We start from the raw sequence: 18,315 nt of genomic DNA on the forward strand, positions 1-18,315 counted from the left end.
TCGAACGCCGCACCGCTACCGCATCCAGATGGTAGTGGTGCTCGGTTTGTGCGTTGAACCCGACCTCCACCGTGCGCAGGCTATCGGCACCGGAAAGCTGTGCGTAGACCATCGCCAGCAACTGCTGCCAGCGACCAAATCCCTTGCTGTACTTGTCGGCCTCGCACCGCTCGACGGCGCGATCAAACACGCCACGCGGGAGATGCTTCGTCAGTGCATGGAATCGGCTTATGCTGAACATGTTGCGGGCCCCGGTTTTTGAGTTGGCGCTCGGGGGTGTACACCCCCAACCGTTGGCCCGCAACGCTTCTCGCTCCCATGGCTGGATTTATTCCGGACAGCAGTGGGCGAGAGCTGGGATCCAGTGCCTTTCCAGCGACCTGTTTAGCGACAAGGTTCAGCCAATGCCTCACCGTTCGCCCTGAGCGTAGGCCCGCAGGGCCGGAGTCGACGGGTGATCGCCTGCAGGCGCTTCGACTCCGCTTGCTGACGCAAGCTACGCTCAGCGCGAACGGTCTTTTTAGCTGAGCTTCGTCGCTGATCAGGTCCAGCTACTGAGCATCAGGCAACAGCCTTGGGATCAGCGCGGATGGCGACGCGGGCCGGGTGATCGTGCACCCGCTGGCGAGGCCGGAGCCACTGGCTGGCGCAAGGGCGTGGCGGCGGTTTCGCCTTCCTGCAGCAACCAGTCCAGCGTCCATTTGGCCGGCTGTTCCTGCGAAAGCAGGCGCGCCAGCGCGCGCAGTGGCTCGCGCAGCGCTTCGTCGAGTTTCCACGGTGGGTTGAGGATGACCATGCCCGAGCCGTTGAGGCGCAGCGGCGAGTCGTCCGGGTGCACCAGCAATTCCGCGCGCAGCACACGTTTGGCGCCGCTCTGGCGCAGGTTGCGCAGGAACGGCTGCACCTGGCTGCGCTGCTTGATCGGATACCACACCGCGTAGATGCCGGTGGGCCAACGCTGCAAAGCCTCCTTCAGCGCTTTCTCGATGGTGACGTACTCGGCTTCCTGCGCCTCGTAGGGTGGGTCGATCAGCACCAGGCCACGTTTCTCCGGCGGCGGCAGCAAACCCTTCAAAGCCTCGTAACCGTTGCGCGCGTGCACGTGCATGCGGGCATCGCGACGCAGCAGTTCGCGCAGGTTGGCGGCTTCTTCCGGATGCAGTTCGCACAGTTGCGCGCTGTCGTTTTCGCGCATGGCGTGGGCGACCTGCAATGGCGAACCGGGATAGAGCTTCAAGCCGGATTCGTTGCCGGGCAGCGCCAGAATGCTGTCGAGCCAGCGGCGCAGCAGCGGTGGCAGGGCTTCCATGGAGGCCGCGCCACGGGACATGTCAGGGAACATCAGGCGCTGGACGCCATCCTTGTATTCGCGGGTCTTGTTGGCCTCGACGCCATCCAGCGCATAGCTGCCGCTGCCGGCATGGGTGTCGATCAGCCCGAACGGCGTCGGCTTGCTCTTCAGCGATTCGAGCAGTGCCAGCAGCACGACGTGCTTGAGAACGTCGGCAAAGTTGCCGGCATGGTAGGCGTGGCGGTAATTCATGGGCATGGCGACGTGCGAGGGGCGACCAGTATAGGTGGCGCTGGACCATCGCAGTGGTTACCCGACGAGACAGCTCTTGGCAGTGCCTCGCCGGCGGGGTTTTGGCTGGGCAGCGCGCTATTCCACGATATTGTGGCTTTCGGTGGTGCCGAGCAGTTCGGTTTGTGCGGGACGCCGGCGACGGTTGCGGCCGAGCAGCGGATGCGTGAACACCGCCAGCAGGATCACCGTCACGCCGGCGTAGAACCAGTTGTCCAACTGGCGTTGCTCACCCAGCAGCACGATGGCCAGCACGATCGCATAGACCGGTTCCAGGTTGGTCACCATCTGTGTGCCGAACGCGGTCATGTGGCGCAAGGCCACCAGTGCCAGCGCGAACGGCAGCAGGGTGCAGCCGAAGGACAGCACCAACAACAGCAGCGCATCGTGGACGCTGGGCAGCACGAAGGCCGGGCCGGTGTGCGGCAGCAGCGGCGCCAGCAGGGTGAGGAACAACGTACCGGTGCCCAGCTCGATGCAGGTGACGGTGAGCGGGTCGCCGTGTTCCACCATGCGCTTGTTGAGGGAGCCGAACAGCGCCACGAACAGGGCCGACAGCACGCCGACGGCAAGGCCGAGGCGCATGGCGTGCGGTACGCCGCCCACCACCATCACCACGCCCGGCACCACTGCCGCGCCGATGAAGAGTTCACGCGGGTCGAAGCGGCGCTTCGCCAGCCAGGGCTCCATGAAGGCCAGGAAGACCGGGCCCAGCGCCAGGCAGGTGGCGCCCACCGAGGCGTTGGACAGCTTGATCGCGGCGTAGAAGGTGAGCCAGTGCAGCGACACCAGTACGCCGATGCCGGCATAGGCCCAACGCGTGCGCGCAGGCATGGCGCGCAGGCCGCGCCACACTTTCGGCATCAGCAGCAGCGTCAATGCGACCAACAGCATGCGCCACCACACCAGCGGCAGGGCCTGCAATGTGATCAATTTGCCGATGATGGCGGTGAAGCCCCACAGCAAAACGCAGAAGTGGATCTGCAGGCGGGCGCGGTGGATCGGTTGCATGGGGCGAGGCCGGGAAGGGACGCGCCATTTTATGCGATCCGCAGCCGCCCGGATGCGGCCCGGGAGGCCGCCGGGCCTCGTGGTGGCAGCCCGACAAGCCCGTCAGTGTGCCGTTGCCCGGGCTGGATGCTTCGGTGATACGACTTTCGTCGGGGCGGCCCCGGATGGGCCGCGCATCTTCTGCAGTACCGCGCGGCAGGTGTTGGCATTGCCGGTGTCGTGGCTGGGTGCGATCAGCGCGATCAGTGCCGCCGCCGGCGCCGCCACCACGCCGAGGGCGATGGCACCGCCGCCACGCAGCAACAGCGGGCCGGGGTGGACGCCTACGTCCGGATTCTTCAGCGTGCCTTTCACGTACAGCGGCGAGCGCAGCGACAGGATGCGCAGGCCCTTGGTATGCGGAATCACGTCGAGGTCGAGCTTCTCGTTGGCGAAGTTCACCGTGCCGGTGACATCGATCAGCGCGTCCGGCGTGTCCAGCACGAACAGCTTGGTGTCGAACAGGCCATCCTTGGCGGTGAAATTGCTGGCGGCGCAGTTGATCTTCACTGTCTTGTCGCCGAACAGTTTGCCGAGAATGATGTTGCCCACGTTGAGGCCGGCGGTTTCCAGCAGGTTGCGGCTGATCGCGCCATCGTTCATCAGCAGCTTCAATTCGCCGTTGGCACTGCCGAGCAAGGCGGCCACGGAGTTGCCGCGCGCATCCAGTGCCGCGTTGCCATTGATCTCGCCCAGGCTGGTTTGCATCGGCTGGAAAGTGGGGAACAACTGCTTGAGCTTGAGGTGGCGGGCGTGCAGGGCCAGCGTGCCGTGCATCGGCGTGGTGCTGCCGTCGAGACGCAGGTTGCTGTCGACCTTGCCGCCGGCCACGCCGAACTGCAGCGGGTCCAGATGCAGCACGCCAGCGTCCATGATCACGTGGGTATCGAGCGATTCGATCGGCAGCGCCTTGCCGTGCACGATGCGGTCAGCGCTGAAGGTCACGTCGGCATCCATCGCCTTCCAGCGATCGGTACGGAACGGTGCCGTGGGCAGCACGCGATCGCTGGACGCGGTTTGGGACTTGGCATCGGCCGGGGTGGCGGTTGTGGCCGTGTCATTCGCACCGATCAGCGGTGCCAGGTCGGCGAAGCGCAACAGTTTCGAATGCACGTCGCCGCTCAGCTTCGGGCGGGCGCCGCCGGTGACGAAATCGAGGTCGCCGGCCAGATCGCTGCCGCCGACGCGACCATGGAAATGGTGATAGCCGAAGCGGCTGCCGTTGCGATGCAGTTCGGCGGTGAGTCGGCCGCGGGTGGCGTAGGGCGGGGTGTCCGGCAAGGTGACGCCGATGATCGGATACAGCCTGGCCATGCTGGAGCCGGCGAACCACAGGCGCAGGTCGAGCGCGCCCAGATGCAGCGGGTCGGTCAGCGTGCCCACCAGCGCGATATGGGTGTCGCCGATACGCAAGTGCGCCTGCACCGGGAAGGGTTGTTCGGCCTGTTGCAGCGCCAGCACGGCACCGGTCTTGCCGCTGCCGTCCAGGCTCGCGCCCTGGTAGCTGCCTTTGGCTGTCCACGCGAATTGGTAGCTGGTGGCGCTGGCCTTGCTGTCGCCGGGCTGGCCATTGCCATTCGTGCCGCTGCTCGTGGCCACCGATTTCCCGGCGGCGCTGCCGGCACTGTGGCTGGCCTGGGTGCGTGCATCGGCGACGGTCTGCGCCACGATCTGGTCGTAGGGAATGGCCTGCTTCAGCGGGGTGATGTCCACTTTCAGCTTCGCCTTGGTCGCCGCGTCATCCAGCGCAATGTGCCCGCGGTCGAACCCGATCGCGCCGAGATCCAGCGTCCATCGGGACGGCGTATTGTTCTGCGGCAGGGTGAAGTCCCAGGTGGCGCGGCCCTTTGCGTCGCGTTCCAGGTCGACGTCGGGTTGCACCAGTTGCAGCTGCGGAATCTTCACGCGGAACACCAGCAAATCCAGCGGCGACAGGCTGAAACGCAAGGCATCGAGATGCGCGAACCGCGGCTGCGAGGCCCACGCCGGGTTGGCGATGCTGACATCATGGGCGGTGACCTGCGGCCACGGCACCCACGCGCGCAGGCCATGCGCATCGTGCTCACGCCGCCAGGCCACGTCGAGGTCGCCGTTGATTGCGAAGGGGCGTCCGATGGTCTGGCTGACCTTGGCATCGATCGTGGGCCGCAGCCGGTTCCAGTCGAACAGCGCGATGATCACGATCAGGATCACCGCCAGCGCCAGCCACACGCCGATGATCCATGCCAATACCTTGCGACTGCGTGTCATGGCCATCTTCTTCACTGCCCTTGTCTATACCGGGGTAGAAGCCCGCTCGCGGGCGATGCTCCTGGCATGGCATCCGAAAGCCTGAAAAGCATCGCCCGCGAGCGGGCTCCTGCAGGTTGCGTGCGGCGGCCTGCTCTGGGCAGCCGACGATGCGCAAGACATAGCCGATGTTGTGACAAGGTTTTGTGGTGATGGTGTGATTCCGCGGGCCGGCGGTTCATGGCCGGCCAGCGGGTGCGCCGAGGCGGGTTCAGTCTTCGTCGTCGTCCGGGCCGGCCTTCCAGTAGCCGCTGGCCTTGATCCAGTCCTTCGGCACGCCGCGCTGGTCCAGCCATTGGCGCATGGCGCGGGCGCGGCGCGATTCGGTGGCGATCCAGTAGAAGGTGTCGCCGGGAGGCGTCGGCAGCGCGTGCAGGGCGTGTTCCAGCAAGCCTTCCTGCTCGGTGGGGCGGCCATCGCGTTCCAGCCAGGTGATGTCGAGGCCGGTACGGGCCGGCAACGATTGGCGATCCTGCACTTCGGGGATTTCGATCAGTGCGCTGATCCGGGTGCTGGCCGGCATTTCCTCCAGCCAGCGACCGATGGCCGGCAGGGCGGTTTCGTCGCCGATCAGCACGTAATGGTCGAAGTCGTCGGCGACCACGAAGGAACCTCGCGGACCGCCGGTGCCGAGCTGTTGTCCCGGGCCTGCCTGCCAGGCCCAGATGGAGGCCGGGCCATCGCCATGCAGCACGAAGTCGATGACCAGCTCGCCGCGTTCGGCATCGTGGTAACGCGGGGTGTAGTCGCGCATCGGCGAGGGTTCCAGGCCGGCCGGGAATTCGACGCCGTTCGGCCCCAGCGTCGGTGGTACGAGCTGGCCGGCACGGTTGGGGAAGAACAGCTTTACGTGGTCGTCCGGCGAGGGGCTGCGGAAGCCGCGCAATGCGGCGCCGCCCAGCGTCACGCGCTGCATGTGTGGGGTGAGGCGCTCGACGCGCAACACGTCAAGCGTACGAAACACGACGTCGTGGCGCAGTCGCTGGTTGAGGTGTGGGGCCATCGGGGGATTTCCGTGTGGGGTGAACGAAAGCGCGTGGCGATGGCTGGCGCGGGAGGGAGGGCGTTACGTGATCAGGTGCGTGGTTCTGGCCGCGTGTGGCTGATCAGATTCGGGCTGGAAAGGCAGTACGGCAACGGCATCGAGTGGGCCGTCGGCTTCCAGCAAGGTGCGAACGATGGCCTGTCGTGGCGCGGTGAACGTCAGCCCGTGTTCCTTGCAGCGTGCCGCCCAGCCAGGGCCGGCGTGGGATCAGTCTTGCGCTCGACCACTGGCGATCTCGCTGGCAGCGCGTTCGAGGATGGCGGCAATGCGCTGCGCTTCGGCCTTGTCCCATTCCATGCCGTGCATCAGCACCGCATGCTTCAACGCGTGCATGGCCTTGCGCACGATCATCGGGGCGGCCATTTTCGCTGCCATGCGCGCGCTGTGCCGGGTGCGTGCCGTGACGGCTTCCACCGCCTCGCGGTTTTCGTCGAGGAAGGCGTGGCCTTCGGCGGTGATGCCGTACAGCTTGCGGTTGCCCTCCTGGCTCTGGATTTCGGCATGGCCGAGTTCTTCCAGCATGGTCAGGGTGGGATAGATCGCGCCGGGACTGGGCGAATACTGGCCGTGAAACATTTCCTCGATGATGCGGATCAGCTCGTAGCCGTGCCGCGGCTGCTGCTCGATCAACGCCAGCAGCAGCAGCTTGAGGTCGCCATGGCCGAACATGCGACCGCCACCGTGGCGACCGCCGCCGCGCAATCCGCTCCAGTCGCCGAAGCCGTCTTCGCCGTGGCGTCCGCCGAACGCGCCACCGAACGGGCCCCGCCCGGCATGGCGCTCGTGATGCTCGCCTTCGTACCCGCCGTGGCAGCCGTGATGACCATGCTGCATGGCCTTGAAAAAGTGATGATGCAGTCTCATGACATGATTCCGATATATCGCAAGTATGAATTAAGATATATCGTAGTAATGTCGTTTACAAGTGTTGGCGCCCCGTGCGGACGCCACGCCACCAGGAACCGAGCATGCCTCATCAAACTGCGGGCCCGCGCGCCGGCGGCCATCACGAACCGTCGCCGCCGAAGAGCCTGCGCGAGCGCTTCGTCGCGTTGCGCAACCTGCCGCCGTTCCTCGCCAGCATCTGGCGCACCAGCCCGTGGCTGTGCGTGTGTACCGTCGTGCTGCGGCTGTTGCGCGCGTTGCTGCCGGTGTCGACGTTGTATGTCGGCAAGCTGATCATCGATGCAGTGGTGCACCTGCTCGCTGGTGGCAGCGTGAAGGTGGACCCGACGGCGTGGCTGGGCAGTCCGGCCTTGCAACATCTGTGGCTGCTGCTGGCGGCGGAGTTTGGGCTGGCGGTGGCGGCGGACCTGCTTGGCCGCATCGTCTCGATGATCGATTCGCTGCTGTCCGAGCTGTACGCCAACAGCACCAGCGTGCGCCTGATGGAGCATGCCGCCTCGCTGGACCTGGAGGATTTCGAGGACGCCGACCTGCAGGACCGGCTCGACCGTGCGCGCCGCCAGGTGGCCGGGCGCAGCTCGCTGCTGACGCAGTTGCTGGGACAGGCGCAGGACATGGTCACCATCATCAGCTTCGCGGTGGGCCTGCTGGTGTATGCGCCGTGGCTGATCGTGCTGTTGCTGGTGGCGCTGGTGCCGGCGTTTCTCGGCGAGTTTCATTTCAATGCGCAGAGTTACGCGGTAAATCATCAGTGGACGCCGGAGCGACGCGAGCTGGATTACCTGCGCATTCTCGGCGCCAGTGCGCAGACCGCGAAGGAAGTGAAAAGCTTCGGCCTGAATCGCTTTCTGGTGGATCGCTACCGCGAGCTGTCATGGTCGATCTACTACGCCAACCGGCGCATCGCCTTGCGCCGTGCGGGCTGGGGCGGGCTGTTCACCACCATCGGCACGATCGGCTATTACGCCGCCTACGTGATCATTGCGTGGCGCACCGTGCACGGCCAGTTCAGCGTGGGCGACCTGACCTTTCTGTCGGCCTCGTTCCGGCGTCTGCGCACCTTGCTGGAAAGCCTGCTGACGGGCTTCTCGCAAGTGGCCGGGCAGGCCTTGTACCTGGACGACCTGTTCTCGTTCTTCCAGATTCGCCCGGAGATTCTGTCGCCGGCACAACCGCGACCGTTCCCGCAGCCGATCCGCGCAGGCTTCGTGTTCGAGGACGTCGGCTTCCGCTATCCGGGCTCCGAACGCTGGGCCGTGCGCCATCTGGATTTCACCCTGCATGCGGGGGAAGTGCTGGCATTGGTGGGCGAGAACGGCGCCGGCAAGACCACGCTGGTGAAACTGCTGTCGCGACTGTACGACCCGGACGAGGGCCGCATCCTGCTTGATGGTCATCCACTGGCCGAATACGACCTGGAAGCCTTGCGCGCGAACGTCGGGGTGATCTTCCAGGATTACGTGCGCTATCACTTCGATGCGGCGGACAACATCGCCGTGGGCCGGATCGAGGCGCGCGCCGATCGTGCACGCATCGAGGATGCGGCCCATCGCAGCGTGGCCGACGAAGTGATCGGACGCTTGCCGGGTGGATACGACCAGCGCCTGGGCAAACTGTTCAAGGATGGCGTGGACCTGTCCGGCGGCGAGTGGCAGAAGATCGCCATCGCCCGCGCCTACATGCGCGACGCGCAGTTGCTGATTCTCGACGAACCCACCGCCGCACTGGACGCGCGCGCCGAGTTCGAGGTGTTCCAGCGCTTCAAGGAGCTGTCGCACGAACGCAGCGCGGTGGTGATCTCGCACCGCTTCTCCACCGTGCGCATGGCCGATCGCATCATCGTGATGGAAGGCGGCCGGATCGAGGCGATCGGCAGCCACGATGAGTTGGTGAGTGCCGGCGGCCGTTACGCGGAATTGTTCGAATTGCAGGCGGCGGGGTATCGGTGAGGCATGTATGTGGCGTCACACGCCATTGCCTGCTCTGCCAACGTTTTTCCTCACCGTCATTCCAGCGAAGGCTGACTGCTGTCCGAAGTCATTCGGAACATTCGCAATCATGCGCAACGCCCGCCGACACCACGCCCTTGCTCGTCATTCCTGCGAAGGCACACTGCTGTCCGGAATAAATTTTGCGAAGGCATGACGGCAGCGGAATCCGTCATTCCAGCGAAAGCTGGAATCCAGTCAGACATGCGTGCGAAGCACACAAAAACAAGAAGTTGAGTGTGCTTCGCACAGCATCTTAACTGGATCCCAGCTTTCGCTGGGATGACGAGACGGGGCGTGGCCGAAAACTCTGAAATTTGAGCCTCATGCGAACTCTATGGTTGCAAAGTTGTACGGCTCGGGGCTTTCCACGCATCGCGCACTTTTATTCCGGACAGCAGTGTGCGAAGGCAGGAATCCAGTGACTGTGTTGCCTGAGCAGGCGTGATCGCTACTGGATCGCGGCCTTTGCCGGGATGACAAGCACGACAGGTCGTCGCTGCCCGATTTTGAGTTGCCGCTTGGCGGCGGCCCGTGCATACGACACCTCTGACGCAGCCATGTCCACTTGCATCACGCGGAGGATTTCAATGCGGCTTCGTTACGGACTTTCGCGGCGGGTCACGCGGTAGACGGAGGCGGGCGGCAGGTTGAACAGGGTGCTGCCCACCCGTTGCGCTTTCAGGCCTAGGCGCTCCAGCAAGCTGTGCGGCAGCGGACAGCGAGGGCCGTAGGTGAACTGATAGAACACGCCATCAGCGCGCAACTGGCGTTCGAACGCACCTTGCACGATGGCCGAGACGTGAAGTGCCGGCATCGACAACAAGGGCAGGCCGCTGACGATGGCACCGGCGCGCCTGTCGCCGAACAGCGGCTGGATGTGGCCCAACCTTGTCGCATCCATGCTCAATACATGTGACTGCGGGTGGCGATGTGTCAGCGAACGGGCAAAATGAGGGTTGGTTTCGATCAGAGCCAATTGCTCGGGGCGTACGCCGCGCGCCAGCAGCGCGCGGGTGAATACGCCGGTGCCCGGACCGAGTTCGATCACCGGACCCACCGCCTCGCTGATGCCGGCGGTGATCAGGCGCGCCAGCGCAGGGCCGGAGGGCATCACGGCGCCCACACGCCGTGGCGTGCGAAACCATGCTTGAAGGAAAACCAGATTGTCGGTCAACGGCATAGGGCAGGTTCTGCTGAATTGGCCAAGCCGACACGTTTGCCGGACCTTCCCCCACCATAAGGATTCCGGCTGAATGAGATGTTGCCCTGCGCTGGCGTATTTGCCGGTTTCGGCCTGTGGACAATGCTGGCAAGGTGTGTGTGTTTGCTCCTCCCCCTGCATGCAGGGAAGGCTGGGAGGGGGTAGGCGGGCCTGCCACGAGATGGGGTGACCCCACCTCAACCCTCCCCTGCTTGCAGGGGAGGGAGCAAAGCGCTATGGCGAAACGGGCTTCCCATCCACCCGCACCGGCGCATGGATATCGCAAATGCCCAGTTTGCCCACCGGCGTCGGATAGAACGCGTTATGGCCGTGGCGGGCGGCGTCGATCATTGCGGTGAAGGTGGGGCTGGTGGTGCGCAGGACCTGGATCTTCTCGCGCTGGGCCGGCGGCAACTCGCTGGCCAGTTTCACCGAGATAATCGGTGTGCGCTCCGAGGCCTTGGCGTAGAAGCCCATCGGACCGGTGCCGCGCGGCAGCGCGGACAGGTATTGCATGCCTTGCAGCACGCGGCCGGCCACGGCCAGGTTGTGGTCGAGTCGACGCGGCGCCTGACCGATGATGGCGTACAGCGCGCTGCCGTTGCCGCTGTTCGGTGGCACGTCGCGGCCCACGCCAACCATGCCGTAGCACTGCACCAGCCACTCCTCGCCGTTGGCCGGATCGCGCGCTACCGGGAAGCCACCGGAGAAACCGACTTGCGGCGCGTAGACGTCGCCATCGGGTAGCGGGGTCCACGGCTGCTTCGGATCGATCGAGCGGGTGAATTCCGGCAGCAAGGTGGCCTTGGCCTTGCCCAGTGGATGCATCTTCGCCTTGTCGCCGCCGTCGTCGCCGTTCGGGTCGTCCCACTGGGTGACGAAGTTGTCCTGCACCCGCACGATGGCCAGGCCGTCGAAATAATGCTGGCGCACCAGGGTGCGGATGTTGGCTGCATGCAAAGGAGTGAACGCCGGTGCCAATTCGATCACCACGCGACCCTGCGGCAACTGCATGTAGAGCAGGTTATCCGGCGCAGGCGTGCGCCATTCGGCGGGTTTCGCGGCGGCCAGTAGCTGCTTGGTGGTCGGGGTGGGCTTGTCTTGCGCAGCGATGGCCTGGGTTGCGACGAGGCCGAGCGCTATCGCAACGGCGGTGACAAGATGGCGGCGCATGGTGGTCTCCCCGGAGCGTTGGCGTCGCGGCACGTTAGCAGGAACAGACAGTCTGCGCCCGGCGTTATTTCCGGAAGCGCACGAAGGCGCGCTTGGCCAGGTACAGCAAATGCCCGGTAAGGCCGGCATCCTGGGCTTGGCGCAGCGCAGTGTTCTCGGCGTAGAGCATGTGGATGTGTCCGTCGCGTTGTTCGATCAATTGCTTGATCTCGGCCACGTCGCTGCGTGTCAGCGTGTGGCCTTCGTCCAGATGCATCGGCAACTGCCGGTTCACGTAATAGGTCGTGTGACGTGGTGCCGTCTCCGCGGCCGGGCGTTCCTTGGTGTAGAAGTAAAGTGCGACGGAACGGCGCGTGAGGTTGGCATGTTCGGGCGGCAGCTCGATGCGACTGAAGGCGTGCCAGGAGCGCTCCGAGGTCTCGAAGATTACGCAACGATTGAACGCAGGCGCCACCGAGCGCGCAGGTCGCGCGTCGGCATGCGGATCGCGGAACAGCTCCAGGCAACCGCCCCACTGCGCATCCCATTCCGGATTGAGGTAGACGATGAGGTTGAGCCGTCGATGCCAGCGTTCGCTGGGGTGGTAGTTGAAATCGACATGCGGATCCAGGCTCATGCCGTTGCGATTCTCGTGGGTACCGCCGCCGAGATACCACGGATCGTAGATCAGGTCGTCGATGCCGGTGAGCTTGCTGATGGCTTCCAGGAACTCGGGGCTCTGGATCGCGTTGTCGAGCTGCTGCCAAGCCGGTCCAAGCTGGCGGATCTTCGCCAGCGTGGACTTGCCACCGGGTTTGCCGTCGTCGCCCACCGAGTTGCCACGCTCGAAGGCGGGGAAATTTTCCAGCAACGCTGCGGCGAAATCCGGTGCAAGGAAGTCGTCGATCACCACGTGCGGGAACGGTGCCGCCGAAACGAACTCGGCTTGGCAGGCCTCCGCGGATTCCCGCACGCGCGGATGAATGATCGAAACGCCCGACGAACTGCGCATGGGTCTTCCCTGAGGCGAATGGCGCGCCATTTTACGTTGCTTCGGCGTGGGGTGTGAGCTTATCTGCCAATGGCGGATTTGCCACCGTGCCGGCCCTTCCAGAAGTAACCGATGCCCAGCAGCACGAACCACACCGGGCTGGCCAGCAGCGCCTTGAGGGTGTCCGGCTGCAAGGTCAGCAGCACGATGACGAAGGCGAAGAAAATCAGGCAGACCACACACATCGCCACGCCGCCGGGCATCTTGTAGTTCGATGCGGCATGCAGCTGCGGCCGCTTGCGGCGGTAGGCGATGTAGGCGCACAGGATCAGCGACCACACGAACATGAACAGCACCGCGGCCAGCGTGGTGACCAGGGTGAAGGCGGTGACCAGGTTCGGAATCACGTACACCATGGTGGCGCCGACCAGCAGGCAGCCGCAGGAGAACAGCAGGCCGCGCGAAGGCACTGCCGCGCGCGAAAGACGGCTGAAACCGCTGGGTGCATGGCCTTCCTGCGCCAGGCCGTAAAGCATGCGGCTGGTGGAGAAAATGCCGCTGTTGGACGAGGACATTGCCGAGGTCAGCACCACGAAGTTGATCAGGCTGGCCGCGGCCGGGATGCCGGCCAGCACGAACAGTTCCACGAACGGGCTCTTGTCCGCCTCCACCAGCCGCCATGGCGTCACCGTCATGATCACCACCAGCGCCAGCACGTAGAACAGGATGATGCGCGCGGGGATCGAGTTGATCGCCTTGGGCAGGTTGCGCTCCGGATCGGCGGTCTCGGCGGCCGTGGTGCCCACCAGCTCGATGCCGACGAAGGCGAACACCGCGATCTGGAAGCCGGCGAAGAAGCCACCCAGGCCCTTCGGGAAGAAGCCGCCGTCGTTCCACAGGTTGGCCAGCGAGGCCTTGTGGCCGCTGGGCGAATGGAAGCCCCAGGCGATCATGCCGAAGCCGACCACGATCAGCGCCACGATCGCCACGATCTTGATCAGCGCGAACCAGAATTCCATTTCGCCGAACAGCTTCACCGCGGTGAGGTTCAGCGTCAGCAGGATCAGCACGCAGAACAGCGCCGGTATCCATGGCGCCAGCCCGGGAAACCAGAACTGTGCGTAGGAGGCGATCGCGATGACGTCGGCGATGGCGGTGACGATCCAGCAGAACCAGTACGTCCAGCCGCAGAAGAAGCCGGCCCATGGGCCGAGCAGGTCGGTGGAGAAGTCGATGAACGACTTGTATTCCAGGTTCGACAGCAGCAGCTCGCCCATCGCGCGCATCACGAAGAACAGCATGATGCCGATGATCAGGTAGACCAGCAGGATCGAGGGTCCGGCCAGGCTGATGGTCTTGCCCGAACCCATGAACAGGCCTGTGCCGATGGCGCCACCGATGGCGATCAACTGCAGATGGCGGTTGGAAAGGCTGCGCTGGAGATGATCCGGTTGCTGCGGGAGTGCGGTCATGCAGGTGCCAGGGTCGATGGGAAGAGCCGACAACATAGAAGAAACCGGCGGGTACCGCCATGCATGACTTCATACCCATGACTATTCATAACTTCACACTATGATTCACTCAACGACATAAGTCAGTGCGGGTGAGCTGATGGACGACAACGCAGGCCAGTTGAAGAAGTTCCAGAAGGAGCTGTCCTCCGGCACCGTGTCGCTGGTGTTGCTGGCGGTACTGGGGCAGTCGCGCCAGCCGCTCTACGGCTACCAGATCGCCAAGCGGCTGGAAGAAGTGGCCGAAGGCGTGCTGGCCGGCAAGCAGAGCGCGCTGTATCCGGTGCTGCGCAACCTGGAAGCCTCCGGTTTGCTGGCCAGCGAGGTGGAGCCCTCGGTGAGCGGGCCGCCGCGACGCTATTACCGCATTACGAAGTTTGGGCGCGAGATGTTGCGCGAATGGGTGGCCGCGTGGAATGCCACCCGCGATTCCGTCGACAAGGTTCTGCAGGGAGAGATGTGATGGGCATATCGTCATCAGGCATGCCGCGGACGATCGCGGACTACCTCAAGCAATTGCGCGCGGCCCTGCGTGGCGCGGACCCCGCGCTGATCCAGGACGCGCTGTACGACGCCGAAGAACACCTGCGCGCCGAACTGGCCGAGCAACCAAGCCGCAGCGAAGCGGAGATGCTCGAACACGTCGTCGGCAGCTACGGCGCGCCGGAAGAAGTAGCCGAGATCTACCGCGACCAGGAGATCAAGATCCAGCGCGCGTTGCGGCCGCCGCCGTTGCCGAAGCGGCGCTCGTGGGTGGGGCGATTCTTCGGTGTGGCTGTCGATCCGCGCACCTGGGGCTCGTTGTTCTACCTGCTGCTCTCGCTGGCCACCGGCATCTTCTATTTCACCTGGGTGACCGTGGGGTTGTCGCTGTCGGCCGGCTTGTCGGTGTTGATCATCGGGCTGCTCGTGGTGGTGCTGTTCTTCGCCACCGTGCGTGGGCTTTCGCTGATGGAAGGCCGCATCGTGGAAGCCATGCTCGGCGTGCGCATGCCGCGTCGGCCGGTGTATGCCCAACCCGGTCGCGGCCTGCTGCAACGCATCGGCGCCATGTTCGCCGACGTGCATATCTGGACCACGCTTTGCTACATGTGGTTGATGCTGCCGCTGGGCATCTTCTATTTCACGACGATGGTGACCCTGCTCGGCCTCACCGTGGGCTTCCTCGGCCTGCCATTGACGATGCTGTTTGGCCGTGACTGGTTGCAGGGGCTGTATGTAGATCATCAGATCACGGTGGACTGGGGCTTCGGCCAGCACATTCCGGGCTGGGGCGATGCGATCGCGATGTGCGTGCTCGGCATCGTGCTGCTGTTCGCTACCTTGCACCTGGCGCGCGCATTGGGCCGCATGCACGGCTACATCGCCAAGCACATGCTGGTACCGCGGCAGATGCGCGGGGAGGGTTGAGCCATGTCGACGACGATGACGGACAACGCGCTCGCCCTGCTTGCCGGCGAATGGCTCGGCGAGGAAACCATTGCCACCACGCGCTGGGGGCAGGGCGGCCCGGCAAGTGCGCGCGTGTCGGCACGGTTCGACCTGGGTCACCGGGTGCTGCTGCAGGATTACCGCGAGGAACGCGGCGGTCAGCCAGCGCTGCAGGTCCATGCAGTGTTCGCGGCTGGCCCCGAACACGACCAATACGGGCTGTACTGGTTCGACAGCTACGGCTTCACGCCCACGCAGCCTGCACTCGGTCACTGGGATGGTCGGCGGCTGGTATTCCTGCGCAGTTCGTCGCGCGGGCAAACGAGGCATATCTACGAGTCGCTGGATGAAGACAGCTACCGGCTGACGCTGGAAAGCTCCTTCGATGGCGGCATCCATTGGGAGCCGGTGATGCAAGGCACCTACCGGCGCATCGCGTAACCGCCGTCTTGTTCCCCCACACGCAGGGGAAGATTTGGATGGTCCGTAGGCACCCGACTCCCTCCCCTGTGCGCAGGGGAGGGCTGGGGTGGGGTGCCTTTTGCCAGGTTGACCCCATGCAAGTGCCTGCTTACGCTGCCCCGATCGCCTTCACGCGATCCAATTGGGGAAAACCATGCGCCTGTCTCGTCTGAGCCTTCCGGTCCTGTTGCTGGCTGCCACGGCTACGTTTGCCGCGGATGCACCGGTCAAGGGCTTTCCGCCCACGCTTCCCGCCGCTGATCTGGTGCTGCAGCATGCCAGCATCGCCACGCTCGATCCGTTGCAGCCGCATGTGCAGGCGCTGGCGGTGAAGGACGGCAAGATCGCCGCGCTCGGCAGTGACGAGTCGATTGCGCATTACATCGGCCCGCACACCAAGGTGCTGGATCTGCACGGCGCCTTCGTCACGCCGGGCTTCATCGAGGGCCATGGCCACCTGATGGACACCGGTGATTCGCTGATGGAGATCAACGCGGGCCAGCCGAAGGACTGGAATGGCGTGGTCGCGATGGTCAAGGCTGCGGTGGCCAAGGCCAAGCCGGGCGAGTGGATCGTCGGCCAGGGCTGGCAGCAGAGCAAATGGACCAAGGCGCCGCAGCCCAATGTCGATGGCCTGCCGCTGCCGGCCAGCCTCGACGCGGTATCGCCGAACAATCCCGTGCTGCTGTCACACGCCAGTGGCCATGCGATCTACGCCAATGCGGCGGCGCTGAAACTGGCCGGCATCACCCGCGCCACGCCCGATCCCGCCGGCGGCAGCATCGTGCGCGACAGCAAGGGCAACGCCATCGGCATGCTGCGCGACACTGCTGGCGACCCGGTGTACGCGGCCTACAACCGCTATCTGGACAGCCTGCCACCGCAGGAACTGGCGGCGCGCAGGGAGCAGTCGCTCAAGCTCGCCATGCAGAACGAGGTGAGCAAGGGCATCACCGGCTTCGTCGACATGGGTGCGAATTTCAAGACGGTCGACTGGATGAAGCAGCAGGCGACCAAGGGCTTCCCGCTACGCCTGTACGTCAACATCGACGTCACCGATGTGGCAAGCCTCGACAAGCATCTCGCCGATTACCACATCAACGGTTTTGCCGACGACCACTTCACCGTGCTCGGCGTGGGCGAGGATGTTTCCGATGGTGCGCTGGGCACGCACAGCGCGTGGTTCCTGAAGCCGTACAGCGATGCGCCCGGTGTCACCGGCAAGAACGTCACGTCGATGAGCACGCTGGCGCAAGTCGCGCGCATCGCCGCACGCGACGGTTTCCAGGTGTCTATCCACGCCATCGGCGACCGCGCCAACCGCGAACTGCTGGACATGTACCAGAAAATCTTCGACGAATACCCCGCTGCGCATAACCTGCGCTGGCGCATCGAACACGCGCAACACCTCAGCCCCGCCGACATCCCGCGCTTCGCCCAGATGGGCGTGATCGCCTCGATGCAATCCATCCATGCCTGCTCGGATGCGCCGATGGTGGTCTCGCGCATCGGCGAGCAGCGCGCAAAGGAAGGCGCCTACATGTGGCACACCCTGATCGACAGCGGCGCCATCGTGCTGGACGGCACCGACACCCCGGTCGAAGACACCAACCCCATCCCCAACTTTTACTGCGGCGTAACCCGCGCCTACGGCCACGGCAAGACCTTCTTCCCCGCGCAGGCCAAGACCCGCATGCAGGAGCTGCGCGCCTACACCTGGAACAACGCCTACGCGATCCACCAGGACCACAAACTCGGTTCACTCACCCCGGGCAAACTCGCCGACATGGTGGTGTTCTCCGGCAACCTGCTGACCATGCCCTCCGACCAGATCCTGCGCACGCGGGTGCTCTACACCGTGGTAGGCGGCAAGGTGGTGTATCAGCGGAAAGGTGCGGAGGCTTGGCGCAGCGGGCAGCTGTTCAAGGCCATGCCGGAATTCAATCATGTGAATTGATGGGGAGATGTTGAGCCCGAGCCTGCTTTGAAACGCTTCTTGCAAATACGCAGAGGTTGATATGGGTCGCGGAAGTTTGCTTGCAGCATTGACGCGATAGATCTGCACTGCATAAAGTTTGGTTCTTCAGTCAGGCAAGGAGCAATGGACATGACGGAATCGGCTATCGACTGGAGCCAACGCAAGCCGGTCAATGTCATTGACCCAAGCTTGCAGGCGCGCGTAGGCAAACTCGTGACTGACGCCATGCTGCAGGTTACTCGGACTGTCTTTCATACACGTGATGCCGCCGCCAAGGCTTGCGCCCGTGTGATGCAGCCTATCACGACCCGGTACGGAGTGGAGTCGGGCGCCTTGCTGTTTTCCCTCACAGGAAATGGCAATGGCCTGACGGCTGTCGGCACTCCGGTCGCGGGACGCGAGAATTGCCGTTTGAGCTATCAATGCGGGGTGGTGGTTCAGGATGGTGGTCGGGTGATAGGCGGCCTTTTGTCGGGCTACATTCACAGCCACCCGGTTGAACTTGGGTTCTCGGACAACGACCTTTACGTGGCAGCTGCCATGACCAAGCAAACCAGCGCATTGCCATATGTAACGGCGTATGTGTCGTTGCCGAGTGGGCGCGTGCTCGCATGGTCGACTCGTGCCATGCAAGACAATCCGCAGCAGACATGGAGCGAGTATGCAAAACGCACCGTACGGAAAGTGCTCTGATATGCGTCGGATTTGGACAGTGTTGGTATTGGG

General features: G+C 64.3%; 16 protein-coding genes. 6 read left to right on the top strand and 10 right to left on the bottom strand.

The genetic code is table 11. The features are described from left to right. From BMY90_RS15665 to BMY90_RS15690, 6 genes are all read right to left on the bottom strand, one after another. On the bottom strand, positions 1-241 hold a 241-nt coding region (locus BMY90_RS15665; protein ID WP_139201773.1), incomplete at its 3' end, for a DUF4372 domain-containing protein. A 339-nt stretch (positions 242-580) separates the two neighbouring features. After that, the gene (locus tag BMY90_RS15670) at positions 581-1,543 is read right to left on the bottom strand and encodes a 23S rRNA (adenine(2030)-N(6))-methyltransferase RlmJ (protein WP_092705130.1); all 963 of its coding nucleotides are present in this window, start codon (positions 1,541-1,543) and stop codon (positions 581-583) included. Between the two features lie 117 nt (positions 1,544-1,660). Continuing rightward, the gene (locus tag BMY90_RS15675; protein WP_092705131.1) at positions 1,661-2,593 is read right to left on the bottom strand and encodes a DMT family transporter; all 933 of its coding nucleotides are present in this window, start codon (positions 2,591-2,593) and stop codon (positions 1,661-1,663) included. Between the two features lie 102 nt (positions 2,594-2,695). Then, positions 2,696-4,882 (bottom strand): AsmA family protein, encoded by a 2,187-nt coding sequence (locus BMY90_RS15680; RefSeq protein ID WP_092705164.1) that lies wholly within the window; start codon positions 4,880-4,882, stop codon positions 2,696-2,698. A gap of 250 nt (positions 4,883-5,132) precedes the next feature. Continuing rightward, positions 5,133-5,924 carry a siderophore-interacting protein gene (locus tag BMY90_RS15685; protein ID WP_092705132.1) on the bottom strand — a complete coding sequence of 264 codons (792 nt, stop codon included), beginning with the start codon at positions 5,922-5,924 and terminating at the stop codon, positions 5,133-5,135. Between the two features lie 249 nt (positions 5,925-6,173). Next, positions 6,174-6,830: a PadR family transcriptional regulator gene (locus tag BMY90_RS15690; RefSeq protein ID WP_092705133.1), complete on the bottom strand. Its 657-nt coding sequence runs from the start codon at positions 6,828-6,830 to the stop codon at positions 6,174-6,176. A gap of 104 nt (positions 6,831-6,934) precedes the next feature. On the opposite strand from BMY90_RS15690, the gene BMY90_RS15695 reads away from it, so the two are divergent. Beyond that, positions 6,935-8,821, top strand: a complete 1,887-nt coding sequence (locus BMY90_RS15695) for an ABC transporter ATP-binding protein (RefSeq protein ID WP_092705165.1) — start codon at positions 6,935-6,937, stop codon at positions 8,819-8,821. Positions 8,822-9,461: 640 nt separating this feature from the next. Here BMY90_RS15695 and BMY90_RS15700 read toward each other — a convergent pair. The 4 genes from BMY90_RS15700 to cycA form a co-directional block, all read right to left on the bottom strand. Beyond that, positions 9,462-9,974 carry a class I SAM-dependent methyltransferase gene (locus tag BMY90_RS15700; RefSeq protein WP_237711860.1) on the bottom strand — a complete coding sequence of 171 codons (513 nt, stop codon included), beginning with the start codon at positions 9,972-9,974 and terminating at the stop codon, positions 9,462-9,464. A 324-nt stretch (positions 9,975-10,298) separates the two neighbouring features. Continuing rightward, on the bottom strand, positions 10,299-11,237 hold the full coding sequence (locus tag BMY90_RS15705) for a peptidylprolyl isomerase (RefSeq protein ID WP_092705134.1): 939 nt from the start codon (positions 11,235-11,237) through the stop codon (positions 10,299-10,301). Between the two features lie 64 nt (positions 11,238-11,301). After that, positions 11,302-12,228: a 2OG-Fe(II) oxygenase gene (locus tag BMY90_RS15710; RefSeq protein WP_092705135.1), complete on the bottom strand. Its 927-nt coding sequence runs from the start codon at positions 12,226-12,228 to the stop codon at positions 11,302-11,304. A 59-nt stretch (positions 12,229-12,287) separates the two neighbouring features. After that, on the bottom strand, positions 12,288-13,679 hold the full coding sequence (cycA, locus tag BMY90_RS15715) for a D-serine/D-alanine/glycine transporter (RefSeq protein WP_092705136.1): 1,392 nt from the start codon (positions 13,677-13,679) through the stop codon (positions 12,288-12,290). 139 nt (positions 13,680-13,818) lie between these two features. On the opposite strand from cycA, the gene BMY90_RS15720 reads away from it, so the two are divergent. The 5 genes from BMY90_RS15720 to BMY90_RS15740 all read left to right on the top strand — a co-directional run bounded on the left by BMY90_RS15720 (position 13,819) and on the right by BMY90_RS15740 (position 18,282). Beyond that, positions 13,819-14,181 (top strand): PadR family transcriptional regulator, encoded by a 363-nt coding sequence (locus BMY90_RS15720; protein ID WP_008213025.1) that lies wholly within the window; start codon positions 13,819-13,821, stop codon positions 14,179-14,181. A 20-nt stretch (positions 14,182-14,201) separates the two neighbouring features. Next, complete coding sequence (locus tag BMY90_RS15725) at positions 14,202-15,128, top strand: sensor domain-containing protein (protein WP_008213022.1); 927 nt, start codon at positions 14,202-14,204, stop codon at positions 15,126-15,128. Positions 15,129-15,131: 3 nt separating this feature from the next. Next, positions 15,132-15,590, top strand: coding sequence for a DUF1579 family protein (locus BMY90_RS15730; RefSeq protein WP_008213013.1), 459 nt, complete (start codon positions 15,132-15,134; stop codon positions 15,588-15,590). A 175-nt stretch (positions 15,591-15,765) separates the two neighbouring features. Then, positions 15,766-17,568, top strand: a complete 1,803-nt coding sequence (locus BMY90_RS15735) for an amidohydrolase (protein ID WP_092705137.1) — start codon at positions 15,766-15,768, stop codon at positions 17,566-17,568. A 150-nt stretch (positions 17,569-17,718) separates the two neighbouring features. Then, complete coding sequence (locus BMY90_RS15740; protein WP_139201774.1) at positions 17,719-18,282, top strand: hypothetical protein; 564 nt, start codon at positions 17,719-17,721, stop codon at positions 18,280-18,282. The last annotated feature ends 33 nt before the right edge of the window (positions 18,283-18,315 follow it).

The sequence above is a fragment of the Rhodanobacter glycinis genome (genome assembly GCF_900114325.1).
In the GTDB taxonomy this organism is placed as follows: domain Bacteria; phylum Pseudomonadota; class Gammaproteobacteria; order Xanthomonadales; family Rhodanobacteraceae; genus Rhodanobacter_A; species Rhodanobacter_A glycinis.